At 56.1% G+C, this 16,625-nt stretch carries 18 protein-coding genes and 1 other annotated feature; of the genes, 14 read left to right on the forward strand and 4 right to left on the reverse strand.

Annotated elements, in window-relative coordinates:
• Positions 1 to 873: a hypothetical protein gene (locus A2V21_309600; GenBank protein OIJ74488.1), complete on the forward strand. Its 873-nt coding sequence runs from the start codon at positions 1 to 3 to the stop codon at positions 871 to 873.
• Here A2V21_309600 and A2V21_309605 read toward each other — a convergent pair.
• Positions 846 to 1,973 carry a hypothetical protein gene (locus A2V21_309605; protein ID OIJ74489.1) on the reverse strand — a complete coding sequence of 376 codons (1,128 nt, stop codon included), beginning with the start codon at positions 1,971 to 1,973 and terminating at the stop codon, positions 846 to 848. The two genes, A2V21_309600 and A2V21_309605, sit on opposite strands and share 28 nt — an antisense overlap.
• A gap of 131 nt (positions 1,974 to 2,104) precedes the next feature.
• Between A2V21_309605 and A2V21_309610 the strand changes: the two genes are divergently transcribed.
• Entirely contained in the window at positions 2,105 to 3,397 is a 1,293-nt protein-coding gene (locus tag A2V21_309610) for a hypothetical protein (protein OIJ74490.1), read from the forward strand.
• 3 nt (positions 3,398 to 3,400) lie between these two features.
• Here the strand turns inward: A2V21_309610 and A2V21_309615 are convergent, their stop codons facing one another.
• On the reverse strand, positions 3,401 to 4,564 hold the full coding sequence (locus tag A2V21_309615) for a hypothetical protein (protein ID OIJ74491.1): 1,164 nt from the start codon (positions 4,562 to 4,564) through the stop codon (positions 3,401 to 3,403).
• Between the two features lie 68 nt (positions 4,565 to 4,632).
• Positions 4,633 to 4,989: a hypothetical protein gene (locus A2V21_309620; protein ID OIJ75142.1), complete on the reverse strand. Its 357-nt coding sequence runs from the start codon at positions 4,987 to 4,989 to the stop codon at positions 4,633 to 4,635.
• Between the two features lie 152 nt (positions 4,990 to 5,141).
• Here A2V21_309620 and A2V21_309625 point away from each other — a divergent pair, with 152 nt between their 5' ends.
• The gene (locus A2V21_309625; protein ID OIJ74492.1) at positions 5,142 to 5,657 is read left to right on the forward strand and encodes a hypothetical protein; all 516 of its coding nucleotides are present in this window, start codon (positions 5,142 to 5,144) and stop codon (positions 5,655 to 5,657) included.
• Positions 5,658 to 5,681: 24 nt separating this feature from the next.
• Here A2V21_309625 and A2V21_309630 read toward each other — a convergent pair whose 3' ends face one another.
• The gene (locus A2V21_309630; GenBank protein OIJ74493.1) at positions 5,682 to 6,155 is read right to left on the reverse strand and encodes a hypothetical protein; all 474 of its coding nucleotides are present in this window, start codon (positions 6,153 to 6,155) and stop codon (positions 5,682 to 5,684) included.
• Positions 6,156 to 6,244: 89 nt separating this feature from the next.
• On the opposite strand from A2V21_309630, the gene A2V21_309635 reads away from it, so the two are divergent.
• From A2V21_309635 to A2V21_309685, 11 genes are all read left to right on the forward strand, one after another.
• Positions 6,245 to 6,736, forward strand: coding sequence for a hypothetical protein (locus A2V21_309635; protein ID OIJ74494.1), 492 nt, complete (start codon positions 6,245 to 6,247; stop codon positions 6,734 to 6,736).
• Positions 6,737 to 6,901: 165 nt separating this feature from the next.
• A complete protein-coding gene (locus A2V21_309640; GenBank protein OIJ74495.1) occupies positions 6,902 to 7,324 on the forward strand; it encodes a transcriptional repressor in 423 nt (140 codons plus the stop codon).
• Positions 7,325 to 7,344: 20 nt separating this feature from the next.
• A complete protein-coding gene (locus tag A2V21_309645; GenBank protein ID OIJ74496.1) occupies positions 7,345 to 7,944 on the forward strand; it encodes a thioredoxin peroxidase in 600 nt (199 codons plus the stop codon).
• A 200-nt stretch (positions 7,945 to 8,144) separates the two neighbouring features.
• Positions 8,145 to 9,041, forward strand: a complete 897-nt coding sequence (locus A2V21_309650; protein ID OIJ75143.1) for a hypothetical protein — start codon at positions 8,145 to 8,147, stop codon at positions 9,039 to 9,041.
• 351 nt (positions 9,042 to 9,392) lie between these two features.
• The gene (locus tag A2V21_309655; GenBank protein OIJ74497.1) at positions 9,393 to 10,187 is read left to right on the forward strand and encodes a hypothetical protein; all 795 of its coding nucleotides are present in this window, start codon (positions 9,393 to 9,395) and stop codon (positions 10,185 to 10,187) included.
• Positions 10,171 to 11,079, forward strand: a complete 909-nt coding sequence (locus A2V21_309660) for a hypothetical protein (protein OIJ74498.1) — start codon at positions 10,171 to 10,173, stop codon at positions 11,077 to 11,079. The genes A2V21_309655 and A2V21_309660 overlap by 17 nt, the downstream gene beginning before the upstream one ends.
• A gap of 45 nt (positions 11,080 to 11,124) precedes the next feature.
• Positions 11,125 to 11,330 (forward strand) — a binding site (cobalamin riboswitch).
• A 617-nt stretch (positions 11,331 to 11,947) separates the two neighbouring features.
• Positions 11,948 to 12,586 carry a precorrin-8X methylmutase gene (locus A2V21_309665; protein ID OIJ75144.1) on the forward strand — a complete coding sequence of 213 codons (639 nt, stop codon included), beginning with the start codon at positions 11,948 to 11,950 and terminating at the stop codon, positions 12,584 to 12,586.
• A gap of 39 nt (positions 12,587 to 12,625) precedes the next feature.
• On the forward strand, positions 12,626 to 13,600 hold the full coding sequence (locus A2V21_309670; GenBank protein ID OIJ74499.1) for a hypothetical protein: 975 nt from the start codon (positions 12,626 to 12,628) through the stop codon (positions 13,598 to 13,600).
• Complete coding sequence (locus A2V21_309675; GenBank protein ID OIJ74500.1) at positions 13,588 to 14,460, forward strand: cobalt ECF transporter T component CbiQ; 873 nt, start codon at positions 13,588 to 13,590, stop codon at positions 14,458 to 14,460. Before A2V21_309670 ends, A2V21_309675 begins: the two co-directional genes overlap by 13 nt.
• Before the next feature lie 7 nt (positions 14,461 to 14,467).
• Positions 14,468 to 15,277 (forward strand): nickel ABC transporter ATP-binding protein, encoded by an 810-nt coding sequence (locus A2V21_309680; GenBank protein OIJ74501.1) that lies wholly within the window; start codon positions 14,468 to 14,470, stop codon positions 15,275 to 15,277.
• 24 nt (positions 15,278 to 15,301) lie between these two features.
• Positions 15,302 to 16,582, forward strand: coding sequence for a hypothetical protein (locus tag A2V21_309685; GenBank protein ID OIJ74502.1), 1,281 nt, complete (start codon positions 15,302 to 15,304; stop codon positions 16,580 to 16,582).
• The last annotated feature ends 43 nt before the right edge of the window (positions 16,583 to 16,625 follow it).

Raw genomic sequence — 16,625 nt, forward strand, 5'->3', positions numbered from 1 at the left:
ATGGGCACAAGACCGGCAGGGGCGCCTGGAATTATAAGGCGCGTACTTTTTCTGTCGTTGGTGCTTGTGGCGCTTGTGATCTCAAACGGGTGCATGGACCCCATGATAATAAGGGTCGCGGACAGGAAAGAGGTCAAGGCCCCGGAGCTCATAGGCGAGATAAAGGGCGCGGATATCATCTTTATAGGTGAGCTGCACGACAACAGGCTCCACCACAGGGCGCAGCTTGAGCTCATAAAGGCACTGAGGGAGGACGGGACGGATATAGCCATAGGGGTCGAGATGTTCAGGACCGAGAACCAGGATGTCCTCGACCGGTGGGTCAGAGGCGAGATGAGCGAGGATGAGTTCAGGCCCGTTTATGAAAAGGAATGGGGCATACCATGGGAGCAGTACAAGGATATCTTTGTGTACGCCAGGGGAAACAGGGTCCCCATGGTCGCCCTTAACATCTCGCGCAAGCTCATGTTCCAGGTCCTTACCAAGGGCTTCAGTTCATTGTCAACGGAGCAGCTTGCCGGCCTTCCTCCGGGGATAGAGTGCAAAGTGGATGAGACATACGAGAAGTTCATGAAGGACGCGCTCGAAGAGCACGACATGGAGGGCGTGACCTTCAAGAGCTTCTGCGAGGCCCAGATGGTCTGGGACAACGTGATGGCACATAACGCGATAGAGTACCTGAAGGCAAGGCCAGGGAAGAAGATGGCGGTGCTCGCCGGGGGCGGACACTCGTGGAAGCGGGGCATCCCCGCGCAGGTCAGCAGGCTTTCAGGCTACACCAGCGTGGTGCTCCTGCCTGAGCCCGAAAGCCTTGACCTCGATGAAGTAGGCCCTGATGACGCGGACTACATCATAGCCGGGCGGCTGTTCTGAGGCTCCGTTTCCTCGTGGTTCTCGTCGTAAAGCCTCCTGAACTCTTTTGAGCAATCGCTGAAGGCGGCGAGTATGACCGGGTCATAGTTGTCCGGGTTCTCGAATATTATCCTGCAGGCGGTGTCGTGGTCGAAGCTCTCTTTGTAAGGGCGTGAGCTCCTCAGCGCGTCGTATATATCCACCATGTTCACGATCCTGCCGGACATCGGTATCTCCGTGCCCTTAAGCCCCCTGGGGTAGCCCTTCCCGTTCCATCTTTCATGGTGAGTAAGCGCGATGTCCCTCGCCGCGGCGAGTATGCCGGAGTCAGCGTCCTTCAGTATCTCGGCGCCGATCGTCGTATGGGTCTTCATTATTTCGAATTCTTCAGGGGTAAGCGGCCCGGGCTTCAAGAGGATCGAATCGGGTATGCCTATCTTGCCGACGTCGTGCATGGGGCTGGCGAAGAATATTGTCTCTACCTCCTCCTCCGGAAGACGCAGGTACCTGGCCATCATCTGGGAGTAAAGGCTTATTCTCTTTATATGGCTACCGGTCTCCTTGTCCCTCTGCTCGGCGGCGAGGGTGAGCCGGAAGACCGTCTCTATGTAGCCCTTGCGTATCTTGTCGAAGGCCCGCTCAAGCTGTACGCTCTTGTCCTCGACCTCGTTTTCAAGCCTCCTGCCATGCTCCACCAGAAAGTCCTCGTAGCGCTTGACCTTCAAGAGGTTCCTGAGCCTTACCCTGAACTCGGTCTCGTCTACAGGCTTTGAGAGTAGCTCGTCCGCTCCGCTTTGAAGCCCCCTTATCTTCGAGTTCCTGTCGGAAAGAGAGGTTACGATCACGACCGGGATGTACATCGTGGCGGGGTCTTCCTTGAGCCTCTTCGTGACCTCAAAACCGTCCATGCCGGGCATTACCACGTCGATTAAGAGGACGTCCGGGCGGTGGGTCCGCGCCTTCTCAAGGGCCTCGAGCCCGTTGACGGCGGATATGCTCTCGTATCCAAGCTCGGAGATGAGGTCAGAGAAGATGCGGAGGTAGAAGGTGTCGTCGTCCGCTATGAGGATCCTGGCCTTTTTCGACTGCCCCTTGGCAATGGTCTGCAGGGTCTCGCTCATACGGGGTATAGTACATCTTTGCGATCAGCTTGGCAAGAGACGAAATTTGTTCGGCGCATAAGGCAACAAAGTCTTGACATATGCCCTCGTCATCTAATATTATGTGTGAAACTCAGGGAGAGGACGGGATATTGACGGGATTCTCAAACAAAAATGAGAAAAATTTTCCGCTCAGGACAGTAATCATCGCATCCCTTGCAGGGCTCTCTTTCCTCCTTTCTTTCCTTTTTATCTTAAGCCCCGAAGCATCAATTAGCACGCCGGACGCCTCCGAGCAGCCGGCGGAAGTGCTCCCCCAGCCACCCAGGATAGAAAAGCACGACTTCAAGCTCGCAGGCAACAATACCTTCTATCAGATAATGTCAGGCCTGAACGTATCAGGGCCAGAGATACTCGATATCACCGAAAAGTCGCGTCCGGTCTATAACTTGAGGCAGCTTCGGCGTGACTCCGTGCTGAGCGTTTATACCCTCTCCGGCGCGCTCAGAAAGATAGAATACAAGTTCAGCGACTACGAGTACCTTGTAGTCGAGAAGACACCTCAGGGCATAAAGGCGAGCAAGGCAGAGCTCCCTCACGAGACGAGGGAAGCCGTCATATCAGGCACGATAGAGAACTCGTTCTACGAGGACGCGCTCAAGGCCGGGGCAGACCCGCAGGCCGTCATGGCCTTGACCGACATATTCGCGTGGGATATCGATTTCTCCTCAGAGATAAGGAAGGGCGACAGCTTCAGCGTCCTTTCCGAGGTCCTGTACGTGGACGGCGTTCCGGTCAGGAGCGGCAAGATAAAGGGCGCCGAGATGGTGAACGGCGGCAAGAAGTACACGGCTGTATATTATGAGGGGAAAAGCGGGTCCGGCTACTACGACAGCGACGGAAGGTCTCTCAGGAGGTCGCTCCTTAAGTCCCCCCTGAGGTTCAGAAGGATTACCAGCCACTTCAGCAGGGGCCGTTTCCACCCCATCCTTAAAAAATACAGGCCGCACCACGGGGTCGACTACGGGGCCCCCAAGGGCACGCCGGTCGAGGCTGCCGGCAGCGGCATCGTCAAATTCGCCGGGTGGAAGGGCGGCTACGGCAACTTTGTAGAGATAAAACACTATAACGGCTACTTGACCGCTTATGGCCACCTTTCCAAGATAGGAAAAGGCGTCCGTCGCGGAGCGAAGGTCGACCAGGGCAAGGTCATAGGTTATGTCGGTTCCACAGGCATCTCGACCGGCCCGCACCTCCATTACGAGATGCGCGCGAACGGCAGGCTCATCAACCCGTTGAGCGTTAAGACCGTAGCGGATAAGGCCATCCCCAAGAAGGAGAAGCAGGCGTTTGCCGCTGTTGTTGCCGTGGTGCGGGAGAAGCTCACACCCGGCGGCACGGCTTACGCGCTTGAAAGACCGGACTCAACCCCTCAAGTCCACTGACCGTCAGTCCTGAAGGCCGAGCACACGCGCGGCGTGTCTCGCTATCATAAGCTCTTCGTTGGTCTTCATCACCCGTATAGTTACCGGCCCCTTTGATATCACTGAGCTGCCCCTGGCGTTCTCCGCGGAGTCTACCTCCATCCCCATGAACCCCATGCCATTCAATATCCGCTCCCTTACAATGGGCGAGTTCTCGCCGATACCAGCGGTAAAGACGAGGGTATCCACGCCGCTGATAGCAGCTGACATCGCAGCAAGGAACTTCCTCGCCTGACGGCAGAAGATCTCTATGGCGAGGGCGGCCCTTGGGGATCTGCCCTCTTCCTGAATAAGGTCAGCCATGTCCGGGCTTATGCCTGAGATGCCGAAGAGCCCTGACCTCCTGTTCAAGACCTCATTGAGCTCGTCTGCGCTGTACCCCCTTGTCTTCAGTAGATAGACGATAACGCCGGGGTCGAGGTCGCCTGTCCGGGTGCTCATCACAAGGCCGCCAAGAGGGGTAAAGCCCATCGTAGTATCAACGCTCTTAAAGTTTTTCACCGCGCACATGGACGCGCCGTTGCCGAGGTGGGCTATTATGGTCCTGCCCGCCGCCCTTTCCGGGTCGATCCTTCCGAGCTCTTCCATAATATATTCGTAAGAGAGGCCGTGGAAGCCGTAGCGCTCAACGCCCTCTTTCCTTAACTCATTCGGAAGGGCAAAGGCGCGCGCTGCCTCATGCATGGAGGTATGAAAGGAGGTGTCAAAGCACGCGGCCTGCGGCACCCCGGGCAGCTCCTTTTCCGCCGCCTCTATCGCCTTTATCTCATGGGGCAGGTGCTCGGCCGCAAAGGGGATGAGCCCCCGCAAGACATCTATCAAACCGTCGTCTATCTTCCGGTGGGAGGTGATCTTTCCCCCGTGGACGACACGGTGGCCTATCGCCGAAATGGCAGCCCCTTCCGGGCGTTCCTTCAACCAGGAGAAAAGGGCCTTTAAGGCCGTGGAATGGTCAGGCAACAGGAGGGCTTTGTCTATTATCGTCCCGGACGGGACGGAGGCGGTAAAGATCCCTTCGCCCAGCCCTATCCTTTCGAGCCTGCCGCCAAGGAGGGGGCGCTCGCCGGACCAGAGTGAGAATTTGACGCTGGATGAGCCGCTATTGATGGTAAGTACGCTCTTCCCCATGGTCTTGATCCTGCCAGAGCCTATATTCTGAAAATTGTTATTTTTAAGGCACCCATAAATGTGAAGTCTTACCTGGCGAGCCAGGCGAAAAAGAGCGGTGCGGCTACCTCAGAGGCGAGCACAAGCGACCAGAGCCTGCCTTCCCAGATCCTGTAGTCAGCGAAAAGGCGCTCCCATGAAAAGCCGAAAAGATAATGTCCGATTATGAATTCGAAGGTGATGCTGCAAGACAGCCACAGGAGCCCGGTCTTCATCGCCGAAGAGTAAAGCGGCGGCAGGGCGAATCTTGATATGTAAATATATGCGCCGGTAAAGATGACGGCTATGATGAGAAAGGACTTGTAGAGGTGCGAGGCGTAGTCGCCTATTCTCGGAGCAAGGAACTTCTCGGCGAAAAAACCGTTGGCTATCGCTATGGCGACCATTATCGCCCAGAAAACGAATGCTGTTAAGATCACAAGCTCTCTCCGCAAGGGGATGAAGACCCCGTTTTTTTTAATGTAACAGAAGACTGCGTTCAAAGTCAAAGGCCCGATTCTGCTTGTTTTGAGGGGCTCTTAAGCCTTATCTTTATAACATGGCAAAAAAGACTCTCATCTCATGGGCGGAGTATCGCTCCCCGCTCGGGTCGGTCCTTGTCTCATCCGATATAAAAGGTATCTCCGGGGTGGGCCTGCCGGCCAAAAAAAGCGACTTTCTATCCGGCATAAGAAAGGCGGGAGGGGAGCCCGTTGAAAGCCCCGCGTCCTTTACAACGCTCTTCATGATCTTTGACGAGTACTTCCGCGGAAAGGCCGTCGAGTTTAATGTCCCCCTGAGCCTTAAGGGAAGCTCTTTTGACCTCGCGGTCTGGAAGGCCCTTCAAAAGATACCATGGGGCAGCGCCTTAAGCTATGGTGAGGTGGCCGCGTCAATAGGCCGGCCCCAGGCGGCCAGGGCTGTTGGCGGCGCCTGCGGCAGAAACCCGGTCCCCATAATCATCCCATGCCACAGGGTGCTCGCCTCAAATGCGTTGGTCGGCGGCTTCTCAGGCGGCATCAATATAAAAAAGGCCCTCCTCGGCCTCGAAGGCATCGCTTTCATCGAACCCTGAATGGGGTGGCAGGGCCTTCCTGCCCTATCCATGGGCTGCGATGGCCCCTGCGGCGGCTGCGGCAAGCGATATCGCCACCATGAACCAGTGCAGCGTCTTTACCTTCTTGAATATCCCGTCTATGTCCATTGTGGCGCCTTCCCTGGCCATCCTGTCGAGCATCTTCCGTATGACTATCGGCTCAAGGCCGACGAGCATGATGAACCAGAATAGCCAGACAGCGGTCATGAAGGTAAGGGCCCATCCATCCTTCGTGAAGTAGAGCTCGTACCAGCCCGTCTGCCATACCATTATGAAGCCGGTTATGCCAACGACTATGTTGTAGGCCTTTGCCAGCGGCGCGAACCTGTGCTCTATCCTCTGGAAGGTCAGCACCTTCTGAAGGGCGTCAGGTGTCTTTATGACCATGGGAAGGACTATGCCGGTCACGAAGGCGAGCCCGCCTATCCAGAGGATGACGGTAAGGATGTGCACTATGTGCATCAGGAGAAAGAGCATGCAAAAACCCCCTTGCTTTGGTCCTTTTTTTGTTTTAGTTTAGATTGGGTCGATATATTGTATATAACATGGCGCGCAAACGAAGCGCCATGACAGAAATCAGGAGGGATATGGAAAGGGAGCTTTTAGCAGGCCTCAGGAGGTCATGCCTTTTAATGGCGGTCTTCGCGGCCTCTTTCGTGATGATGTACGCCGGAGTAGTGCTCCTGACCAAATTTCTCTATATTTACTTCCAGGGGTTTACGCCGGAGTTTAGCGAGCACCTCTTGAGGGCGATATTTTACGGCCTGAGCGCTTTGACGATAGCCGTATCTGTCAGTGTCTCAAGGAGGCGATATTCAAAGGAAGGTCTCAAGGGCAAGACCTCCGATATCGATGCCCTGGTAAGGCACCTTGTGCTGACTCCCGTCATCTCGATGGCCTTTGCCGAGGCCGTCCTCATATTCGGCTTCTTCCTCTTTTTCCTCAGCGCCATGTACGTTGACTTCTCGTTGCTCGCTGCCGTCTCTTTTATAATGATACTCTGGAGCGTGCCATCGGTAGGATTTCTTGAGGACAGCCTTAAAAAGGCAAGAGAGTAAAAAAATCTTCACCAGTTTTTTTCCCCCGCAAGCCTCTTTATTGTGAAAATCACCTTACAAATCAAGTGATTAAGTCTTTTGTGGGAAAGACTTGACAATCTTATAATTTATTTTATAATAGAATTATTCTTAGATAGTAACTTGTACTGCTAAGAAGGAGAGAATATGGAAGGGATAGTCAGAAAATACAGGGGCAAAGGCTTTAAGCTCACACCTCAGAGGATCGCGATACTCAAGTTCCTCGAGGGGAATACGAGCCATCCTACGGCAGATGATATATATACCGAGATCAAGAAAAGGTATCCCACTGTATCTTTCGCGACAGTCTACAACACTGTCGAGGCATTGAGGGAAAGGGGAGAGCTGATCGAGGTTACGATCGACCCCGAAAGGAAGCACTTTGACCCGAACCCAACCCCCCACCACCATATCATGTGTACTGAATGCGGCAAGATCGGTGACGTGTTCACAGACTATTCAGAGGCGTTGAGATTGCCCGAGAATATAACGAGCGAGTTCATGCTCACAGGCAACCATGTCGACTTCTTCGGCCTGTGCGCCGGGTGCCGGGACAAAAATATCAATTGATAAAAGGAGGAAACAGAAAAATGGCTGAGACTTTAGCTGTTGTACAGAACGAAGCGCCGGACTTCAAGGCGACTGCGGTAGTGAAGGACGGCTCCGTAAAGGAAGTAAAGTTGTCAGATTACAAGGGTAAATACGTGGTGCTCTTCTTCTATCCACTTGATTTTACCTTCGTCTGCCCTACCGAGATAATAGCGATGAGCGACAGGATAAAGGAGTTCGAGGTAAGAGGGGCCGAGGTGCTTGGGGTCTCCGTCGACAGCCAGTTCTCGCATATCGCCTGGAGGAACACCCCGAGGAAGAAGGGCGGGATAGGCGAGATAAGCTATCCGCTCGTCTCTGACCTTGACAAGTCGATCAGCAGGAATTACGGGGTGCTCGTCGACAAGCCGGGCATAGCGCTGAGGGGCCTTTTTATAATCGACAAGCTCGGCAAGATACGCCACATAACAATAAACGATCTCCCGCTCGGAAGGAACGTGGAAGAGGTCTTAAGGGTCCTTGACGCGATACAGTTCAACGAAAAATACGGCGAGGTATGCCCGGCCAACTGGAAACAGGGCGAAGAGGGCATGAAGCCAAACCAGACCGGGCTTGAGAGCTACGCCCAGGCACACTTTTAAAGGAGGATAGCGATATGTCAAACTGGAAGTGTACCGATTGCGGCTGGTCAAAGGAAGCGCGCTGCAAGCCTGAGAAGTGCGCTGAATGCGGCTCTGCCGCTGTTGCGAAGGTGGAAGGTTGCGGCTCCGGCTGCGGCTGCCACTGACGCGTAGCTCTACGGGCCTCGCTTAAAAAGGGGGAGGCCATGGAAGAGGCAAGGATAGGCGTTTTAAACCTCGGTGCCAGGGGCGCGCGGACAGCCGAAGAGGCCGCCGCTGAAAAAGGCCTCGGCACCGATTCGATAAACGCGTACTTCAAGAACATAAGGAGGATACGCCTCCTTACCGCGAAAGAGGAGAAGGCGCTGGCAAGGAAGATAGCCAGGGGAGACGCCGAGGCGAGGCGTCAGATGATAGAGGCCAACCTCCGGCTCGTGGTGAACATAGCCAAAAGGTACCTGAACAGGGGGTTGCCGCTTCAGGACCTTATCGAAGAGGGCAACATCGGCCTTATAAAGTCGGTGGAACGCTTCAAGTCCTCGAAGGGGTGCAAGTTCTCCACTTACGCGACCTACTGGATAAGGCAGTCTATAGACCGGGCGGTGGCGAACCAGGCCAACACGGTAAGGCTCCCGATACACATAACGACCGACCTCGCCAAGATGGCCAGGGCGGAAAGGGACCTTACGACCGAGCTAGGCAGAGAGCCCGATATAAAGGAGCTTTCCGACAAGACAGGCCTCTCAGGAAGGTACGTAAAGAAGCTTAGCGGCATCACGAGAAAGAGCTATTCCCTTGAGGTCTCCGTAAACGAGGAGACAGACCAGCCTCTCATGGAAAGGCTTGAGGACGAGACCTTCCCGCAGCCGATGGACGCGCTCTGGAGCGCTGACAGGGCTGTAAAGGTCAAGGAATGGCTCGGTTGCCTTGATGAAAACGAAAGGATCATCATCAAGGAGCGTTTCGGCCTCGAAGGAGAGGACCCCAAGACCCTTGAGACCGTAGGCAGGGAGTTCGGGATAACAAGGGAGCGGGTCCGGCAGATAGAGGCAAAGGCGCTCGGCAAGCTCAAGAGAATGGCGGAAGATACCGAGATCGAATTTTCAGACGTAGCTTAGCTACGGTTAGCGGTCTACCCTTCAAACGATATTTACCGCAGCAAACATACCCCGCTCTTACCCCGCCCCCATGACCGCACTACGCGCAGGGGAGGCGAGTAAATCGCCTCCCCTGCTCTTTTTTTCAAGACCCGGGCTGTTCCGCCGATAAAACTGGCATGCATATGATAAAGAGAGGTGGCCCGCACAGGGGTATTCCTCTCCGGGGATATGACACCAGGTACCGTTCAGCAGGTAGACCTCGCCGTCTGATATAGGTTCCCGGGAACCTCTTAAAGCCGCTGCCCTTTCCAAACAACCCCCCTTTTTGCTATACTCTATCTGCTTTAAATAAACAGAAAAGGTCTATCCATGCGACGGAGCAACAGGCAAAGGCCCAAGGCCGCGCCCCCAGGCGCGAACCGCAATATATCAATCGTGCTTGTAGAGCCTCAAAGCTCCGGCAACGTGGGCAGCACGGCAAGGGCGATGAAGAACACCGGCTTCTCAGACCTGGTGCTCATAAACCCGTGCGATTACAAGAATAACGAGTCGTATTCGATGGCCTGCAAGGCGGACTCGGTGCTTGCCTCGGCGCGCGTCTTCCCGGACCTTGAAAGCTTTCTTGGCGAGCCGCGCGTGGTCGTCGGCACGACAAGGAGGATCGGCAGGCACAGGTACCCGGTCCTCACGCTCGATGAGGCGGTGCCGGCCATATTAAAGCTCGCCGCCTCTAACAGTGTCGCCTTGCTCTTCGGCAGGGAGGACAGGGGGCTTCTGAATGAGGAGATACCTCTGTGCGATATGCTCCTTGAGATACCCACATCAGACGAGTACCCGTCGATAAACCTTTCGCACGCGGTCTTCACGGTCTGCCATCATCTTTATACGGCCCAGATGCCAAAGGCCCCGACCATAAAGGCGGCTCCGCGTGAGGAGCTTGAGAAGATGTACGTCCACATGGAGAGGATGCTCCGGGGCCTTGGGTATGGGGATCAGGGAGGGGAGTACCTTTTTGAGGCCATAATGCGGAGCTTCAGGCGGCTTTTCGGGAGGACCGGCCTTATGGAGAAGGAGGTGAAGATGCTCCGGGGCATCTTCACCCAGGTAGAGGCCAGGGTAAGCCCCCGGAGCAGGACGAGGAGGGGGCATGCTGAAGCTGAATAAGAAGATGATGGAGAGCGCGGTCTCGGCGCTCAAGGAGCACAAGGCCTCCGCTCTCCTTCTCTTTGTCGACGCAATCGAGGAGAAGACATTCTGGAAGGGGTCGAAGGAGAAGAAGAAGTTCATACTCATAACCCAGAGCGAAGAGGTCGCGGCCGCCCTTGAGCCGATGAAGAGGGAGGTAAAGGCGCTCTTGAGGCTCCCGATGGTGAAACTCACGAGGATCGGGCAGGTGAAGCTTTCCCTCATCATGGCCGTCACCGAGGGGATGATAAAAAGCTCTGACAAGGTCGTCTGCCTCTCCGGGCTTCAGGCGCACGGCCTCCTCGATACCCTTATGATAATAGACTTGAAGAAAGAGGCCGAGGTCTTCACCGCCATGGGCATTTCGATGGACCTTCTCAAGAAGGTCAAGCCGGAGGTGCTGGAGACGGTACTTAACATCGCGTTAGAGCTATCCGGCGAGGGCAGGGAGGGCAAGGCCATAGGCGCGACCTTCGTCATCGGGGATAACGAAAAGGTGATGAAGCTTTCAAGGCCGCTCATAATGAACCCGTTCAAGGGCTACCCCGAGGAGGCGAGGAACATACTCGACGAGGACGTCCATGAGACCATAAAGGAGTTCGCGCTCCTTGACGGCGCGTTCGTCATAAGGGAGGACGGTGTTGTCATGTCCGCCGGGGTGCATCTTGACGCTGCCCTCGAAGAAGAGGGGCACATGCCGGGGTTGGGGTGCAGGCACATGGCCGCCGCGGGCATAACCGACGTGACAGAGGCCGCCGCCATAACGATCTCCGGCTCCACCGGCATCGTCAGGATATTCAGGAAGGGGAAGGTCCTGCTTGAGCTTGAAAGGCCGAAGGCAAGGGCAGGGGGTCCGCCCTTGAAGCCTTGATTATGCCTTGACAAGGGGTATCTAAAATGTAATCATTCTCAAAATTGTTTTTAGACGTATCCGGGTAACCCCGAGAGGGGTTAAAAAGGGAATCCCGTGAGCCGCCGTTGGCGGCAAATCGGGAACGGACCCGCCACTGTGAGCGGAGACGAAACCCGCGAAAAGCCACTGGTCTTTGCAGGCCGGGAAGGCGCGGGGAGTAGGCGATTTATCCGCAAGTCAGGAGACCTGCCTGGGTATGCCTCACGGGTTCTTCGATGGTAAAGAAGGTGAGGGGCGCGCTATTTTTTTTTAATGCACCCTATGCTACCCTCCTTCTTTTGAAGAGAGGGTTTTTTTATTTGTCAGTTCTTGCGCAAAGTACTTGCCGGATTGTGATACGGTATTAGCGGTTTATGGTGCGAACAGGCGGGTCCATTCAGGATATCGATCCGTGGCTGAAAATAGTTTTCAGCATCTTGTTAAAAAGGAGCCGGTCATGTCTGGCATGAGAAATACCAAGGCTATAATGCTCATGGGCCATGGGAGCAAGGCCCCGGGGGCAAACGAGACGCTCAGAGAGGTAGCCAGGGCCGTCCAGGAGAAAGGCGGGTTCGGCCTTGTCCAGCACGCGTTCCTTCAGATGGTCGAGCCCGATTTTCAGGAGGCCATGGATATCATCGTATCCAAAGGGTTCAGCGACATAACGGTGATGCCCTATTTCCTCTACATGGGCCTTCATGTGACTCAGGACCTCCCGGCTGAGATAGAGGAGGCGCAAAAGAGGCACCCTGGCATCAAGGTGACCTTGACGGAGAGCCTCGGATTCGATAGAAGGCTTGTGGACATAGCCCTGGAGCGTATCGACAGGAAGGGGGGAGGCGAGCCGCTGCAGGCGCCGGGCCAGCACCCCATCGAAAGGGAGAGCTTCAGGATAATAGGGACAGAGCTTGACGAGACGACGATCGCCCCTTTAGAGCTGCCGGTCGTTAAAAGGGTCGTGCACGCCACCGCGGATTTCGAGTACAGGGAACTTATAAGCTTTACGCCCGGGGCGATAGAGGCCGGAGCGGAGGCGATAAGGTCGGGGCGTAACATCATAACCGACGTAAAGATGATAGAGGCAGGGATAAGCATGGCGCGCCTTGCCCCGTACGGGTCGAAGGTATTCTGTTTTTCAGCTGACAGGGATGTCGCAGAGAAGGCCGCTTCCGGGAACACGACCAGGACGGCGGCCTCCATGAGAAAGGCAGCGGCCTTTATGGAAGGCGCCATAGTCGCTATCGGGAACGCGCCTACGGCGCTCATGGAGCTGTTGAAGATCGTAAAAGAGGGCGGGCCCAGGCCAGCGCTTGTCGTTGGCGTGCCGGTGGGTTTCGTGGGCGCGGCAGAGTCGAAGGAAGAGCTTGGCAGAAGCGGCCTGCCGCATATACTCATAAAGGGCAGAAAAGGCGGGAGCACGGTAGCCGTTGCGATAGTGAACGCCCTCGCCATAATCGCTTCCGAGGCGAAGGCCGGGGCGCGTTAGGCCGGGAGAGGATATAATAGAGTCCGTAAGGGAAAAGATATGCACATACCTGACGGATACTTGAGCCCCGGCACCTGCGCCGTCTTTTATGCCGCCATGGCCCCGGTCTGGTACTACGCTTCAAAGAGGGCCGAGAGGACTTTGAAGCTCCGGCAGCTCCCGCTACTGGGCCTTGGAGCCGCCTTCGCGTTCGTCATAATGCTCTTCAACATCCCCATACCAGGTGGCTCTTCCGGGCACATGGCAGGGGGCGCGATAGTAGCCATAGCGCTTGGCCCCTGGGCCGCGATAGTCGCGTTAAGCCTGACCCTTGCGCTTCAGGCCTTTCTTTTCGGTGACGGCGGGCTTACGACACTTGCGGCCAACTGCTTCAATATGGCCGTCATCATGAGCATCTCCGGGTACTATATCTACAGGGTGCTCGCCTTTGGCGCACCTGGCCCGGGCAGGAGGTTTTTAGCCGCCGCCGCGGCGGCGTACATAGCGGTAAACCTGGCGGCCCTTGCCGTCGCTGCCGAGCTCGGGGTCCAGCCCGGGCTTGCCCACGGGCCGGACGGCAGGCCGCTTTACGCGCCTTACCCGCTTTCCATAGCGGTCCCGGCGATGATGCTGCCGCATCTCCTCTTCTTCGGGCCGATAGAGGCTTTTGGGACCGCCCTTGTGGTCTCATATATCTACAGGATGAACCAGGGGCTCCTTTACGAAGGCGGCAAAGGCTCTTTAAGGCCGCTCTTTACGGCCCTTGCTATTTTGATCGTACTCACGCCGCTTGGGCTCCTGGCAACAGGCACGCCATGGGGCGAATGGGGGATCGATGAATTAAGAGGGCTTATCGGCTATGTGCCTGAAGGGATGGAAAGATACGGCGGAGGCCGGGCCGGGCTCTTCCCGGGATACAGCCTTCGCGGCGTTGAAGGCCCATACGGAGCGGCCATATACGCGCTCGCAGCCTTTTTAGGGAGCGTCCTTGTCGTTGCCGCGGTCTATATCTGGGGCAGGCTATGGAAGAGTTGAAGCTCCCGGAGTGGTTTAAGAAGAAAGATGGAGAGTGCCAAAGCGGGAGAGGCATTAAGCCTCATGGTTTTATAGAGCGTAACCTGGCAAGGTTCGCCAGCATCATAAAAGAGGTATTTACAACCGAGGAGTACGCCTCAAGAGGCGGGCTCCTTCAGAGGCTCGATGGCAGGGCGAAGCTCACGGGCTTCTTTCTACTCCTGGCAGCGGGGGCGATGACGGGAAGCGCCCTCTTCCTCTTTGGCGTACTTGTTGTCATAGCGGTACTTGCTTCTGTATCGAGGGTCGGGATAGCCCCCGTTGCGAAGAGGGTCTTCCCCTCGCTGGTCTTCACCTTCTTCCTTGTCCTGCCGGTTACTGTAAACGCGGTAACCCCGGGCAAGGAGCTATTCGGGTACAACGGGTTCGCGGTGACAAGGGAGGGGCTCTTAACCGGCGGCTTCTTTCTCCTGAGGGTGGTTGTGATGCTCTCGCTTACAGCCCTGCTGGCCCTCACGACCAGACAGTCGGACTTTTTCAAAGGGCTCGGCAGGCTTATTCCCGCGTTTTTCGTAACGGCCCTCTTCTTTACCTTCAGATATGCCGTGATCCTCATCAAGACCGCGGAGGACGCGACCATGGCACGGAAGTCGAGGAGCATAGGCAGGGCCGGGGTTACTGAATCGCAGAGCTGGTTTGCCTCAAGGGCCGCGCTGATACTGAAAAGGTCTTTCAGCATGGCCGACGAGGTCAACATGGCCATGATATCGAGGGGGTTTGCCGGGAAGGTCAGGACACCTCCGGCAGGGGCATTAGGGGCAAGAGACTACCTCTGGATAGGTTTTTCGAGCTTCGTCCTGTTTTTGTCCATAGGCACGTGAGGCGGCGATGGAAGAGATATACAGGGTCGAGGCCGTAAGCTTCGAGTACGGCGGCGGTCCAGCCCTTCGGGAGTTGAGCTTCAGCGTCGACAAGGGCGAATGCCTCGCCATTCTCGGCGCGAACGGGAGCGGTAAATCGACCCTCTTAAAGCTCCTGAACGGGCTTTTGTTCCCGACCTCAGGCATGATAAGCTTTACGGGCAAGCCCCTCGGCGAGGAGGCCCTTAAGGGGGAGTTCCTGAGGTGCTTTAGAGAGCGGGTTGGCTTCGTCTTCCCTGAGCCGGACGTTCAGCTTTTCTGCCCGACCGTATCGGATGAGCTTGCCTTCGGCCCTCTTCAGCTCGGCCTTAGGTATGAAGAGGCCGAAAAGAGGGCCGGTGAGCTATTAAAGATGCTCGGCCTGGAGGCGTTGAAGGCGAGAACGCCCTACTCGTTGAGCGGCGGCGAGAAGAAGAAGGTCGCCATAGCCTCGGTGCTGGCCATAAACCCGGAGGTGCTCCTCCTTGACGAGCCCACCAACGGCCTTGACCCCAGGACCCAGGTCTGGCTCCTTGAGCTTCTCAGAGAGCTGAAGAAGCTTAAAAAGACCATAATAATCGCGACACACGACTTAAGCCTCGCGGAGGACTTAAGCGATAGGGCGATAATCCTCGACGAGTCGCATCGGCTGGCGGCGGACTCTACGACGGCGAAGGCATTGAGGGACAAGGAGCTGCTCCTTTCCGCGAACATAATTCACGAGCACTCGCACAGGCACGGGGAGCTTACGCACAGGCACAGCCATGGGCCGTACTCCACCCATGACGAGCACGATTAGCGGGACTTGAGGGAGAAGAAGGTGATGTCGAAGAAGGCTGTTCTTGCGGTAGCGTTACTGCTTATGGCCCCGTGTTCCTTATGGGCTGCGGACCCCGAGGTGGAGGAGCTTAAAAAAAGGGTAGAGGAGCTTGAAAAGAGGTTGGAATGGCGGGTGGTGACCGATGAGCCCGGGCACAAGAAGATACATCCGGCCCACAGCCTCTACGGCCTTTCAGTTGGCGGAAGCGTTACCATAACGGCTCACGGGGCAAGCGGCGTTAAAGGTAGTACGCCAAGCGGAGAGGCGGCCATCTCGGCTGATCTGGCTATCGAGTCCCCGGTAGGGGACAGGGGCAGGGCTGTAGCCGTCTTCGACTTCCAGAAGGGGGCCGGCATGCAGGGGCTCCCGGCCTTCTTCACAGCCCCGAACAGCAACCCGAACGGCTATAACGCCGATATAGAGTCCTTCGATGATACGAGCCTCCACGCGACACAGGCATATTACGAGCATGAGCTTGACGGTGGCCTGACCGTCACTTTCGGCCAGCTTGACCTCACTGGATTTTTTGACGCAAACGAGTACGCGAATAACGAGAGGACGCAGTTCCTCGCGAATGTATTCGTGAATAACCCCGTCATAGAGTGGGGCGGCACGGATAACTTCTACGGCCCTGGCGCGAGGCTCAGTTGGGCGGCATCCGATACTGTCGGCGTGACGATAGGCGCTTTCGAAGGGGACGGCGACTATGTTGACACCTTCGACAGCCCGTTCCTCATGGCAGAGCTCGACCTCGCCCTCTCGCCCATGGGCAGGGGCGGCAATTACAGGATCTATTACTGGCAGAGGAATAAAAGGACTGCGGCCGACCAGCCGAACCTGGCCGACCCGGCTGACGCCGTTCTTATCAATGCCCGCAATAGCGGCATTGGCGTGAGCATCGACCAGCTTTTAACCGAGACGATCGGCATCTGGCTCCGGGCCGGGGTGCAAAGGGAGAAGGTAGCCCAGTTCGATAAAGCTATAAGTGGAGGCGTAGATATCTCGGGAGAGCTCCTCGGAAGGGCCAATGACCAGATCGGCATCGCCTACTCGGCGACCTTCATAGGCGACGGCTACGAGGATTATATAAGGGTCGCCGACCCGTCTTTTGACCCTGGGACAGAGCATTATGTGGAGGCCTACTACAGCTACGCTGTCTCCCATTCCGCCGCGGAACAGGGCTTTCACATAAGCCCGGACTTACAGTACGTCGTAAACCCTGGCGGCAACAAGGGGGCCGGCGATATGTTCATATACGGCATAAGGCTTCAGTCCTTTTTTTAAAGTCGAGGATAAGGGCTGATATTTAACGTCAATCAAAACGGAG

Source organism: Deltaproteobacteria bacterium GWC2_55_46 (assembly GCA_001595385.3).
Lineage (GTDB): Bacteria > Desulfobacterota > GWC2-55-46 > GWC2-55-46 > GWC2-55-46 > UBA5799.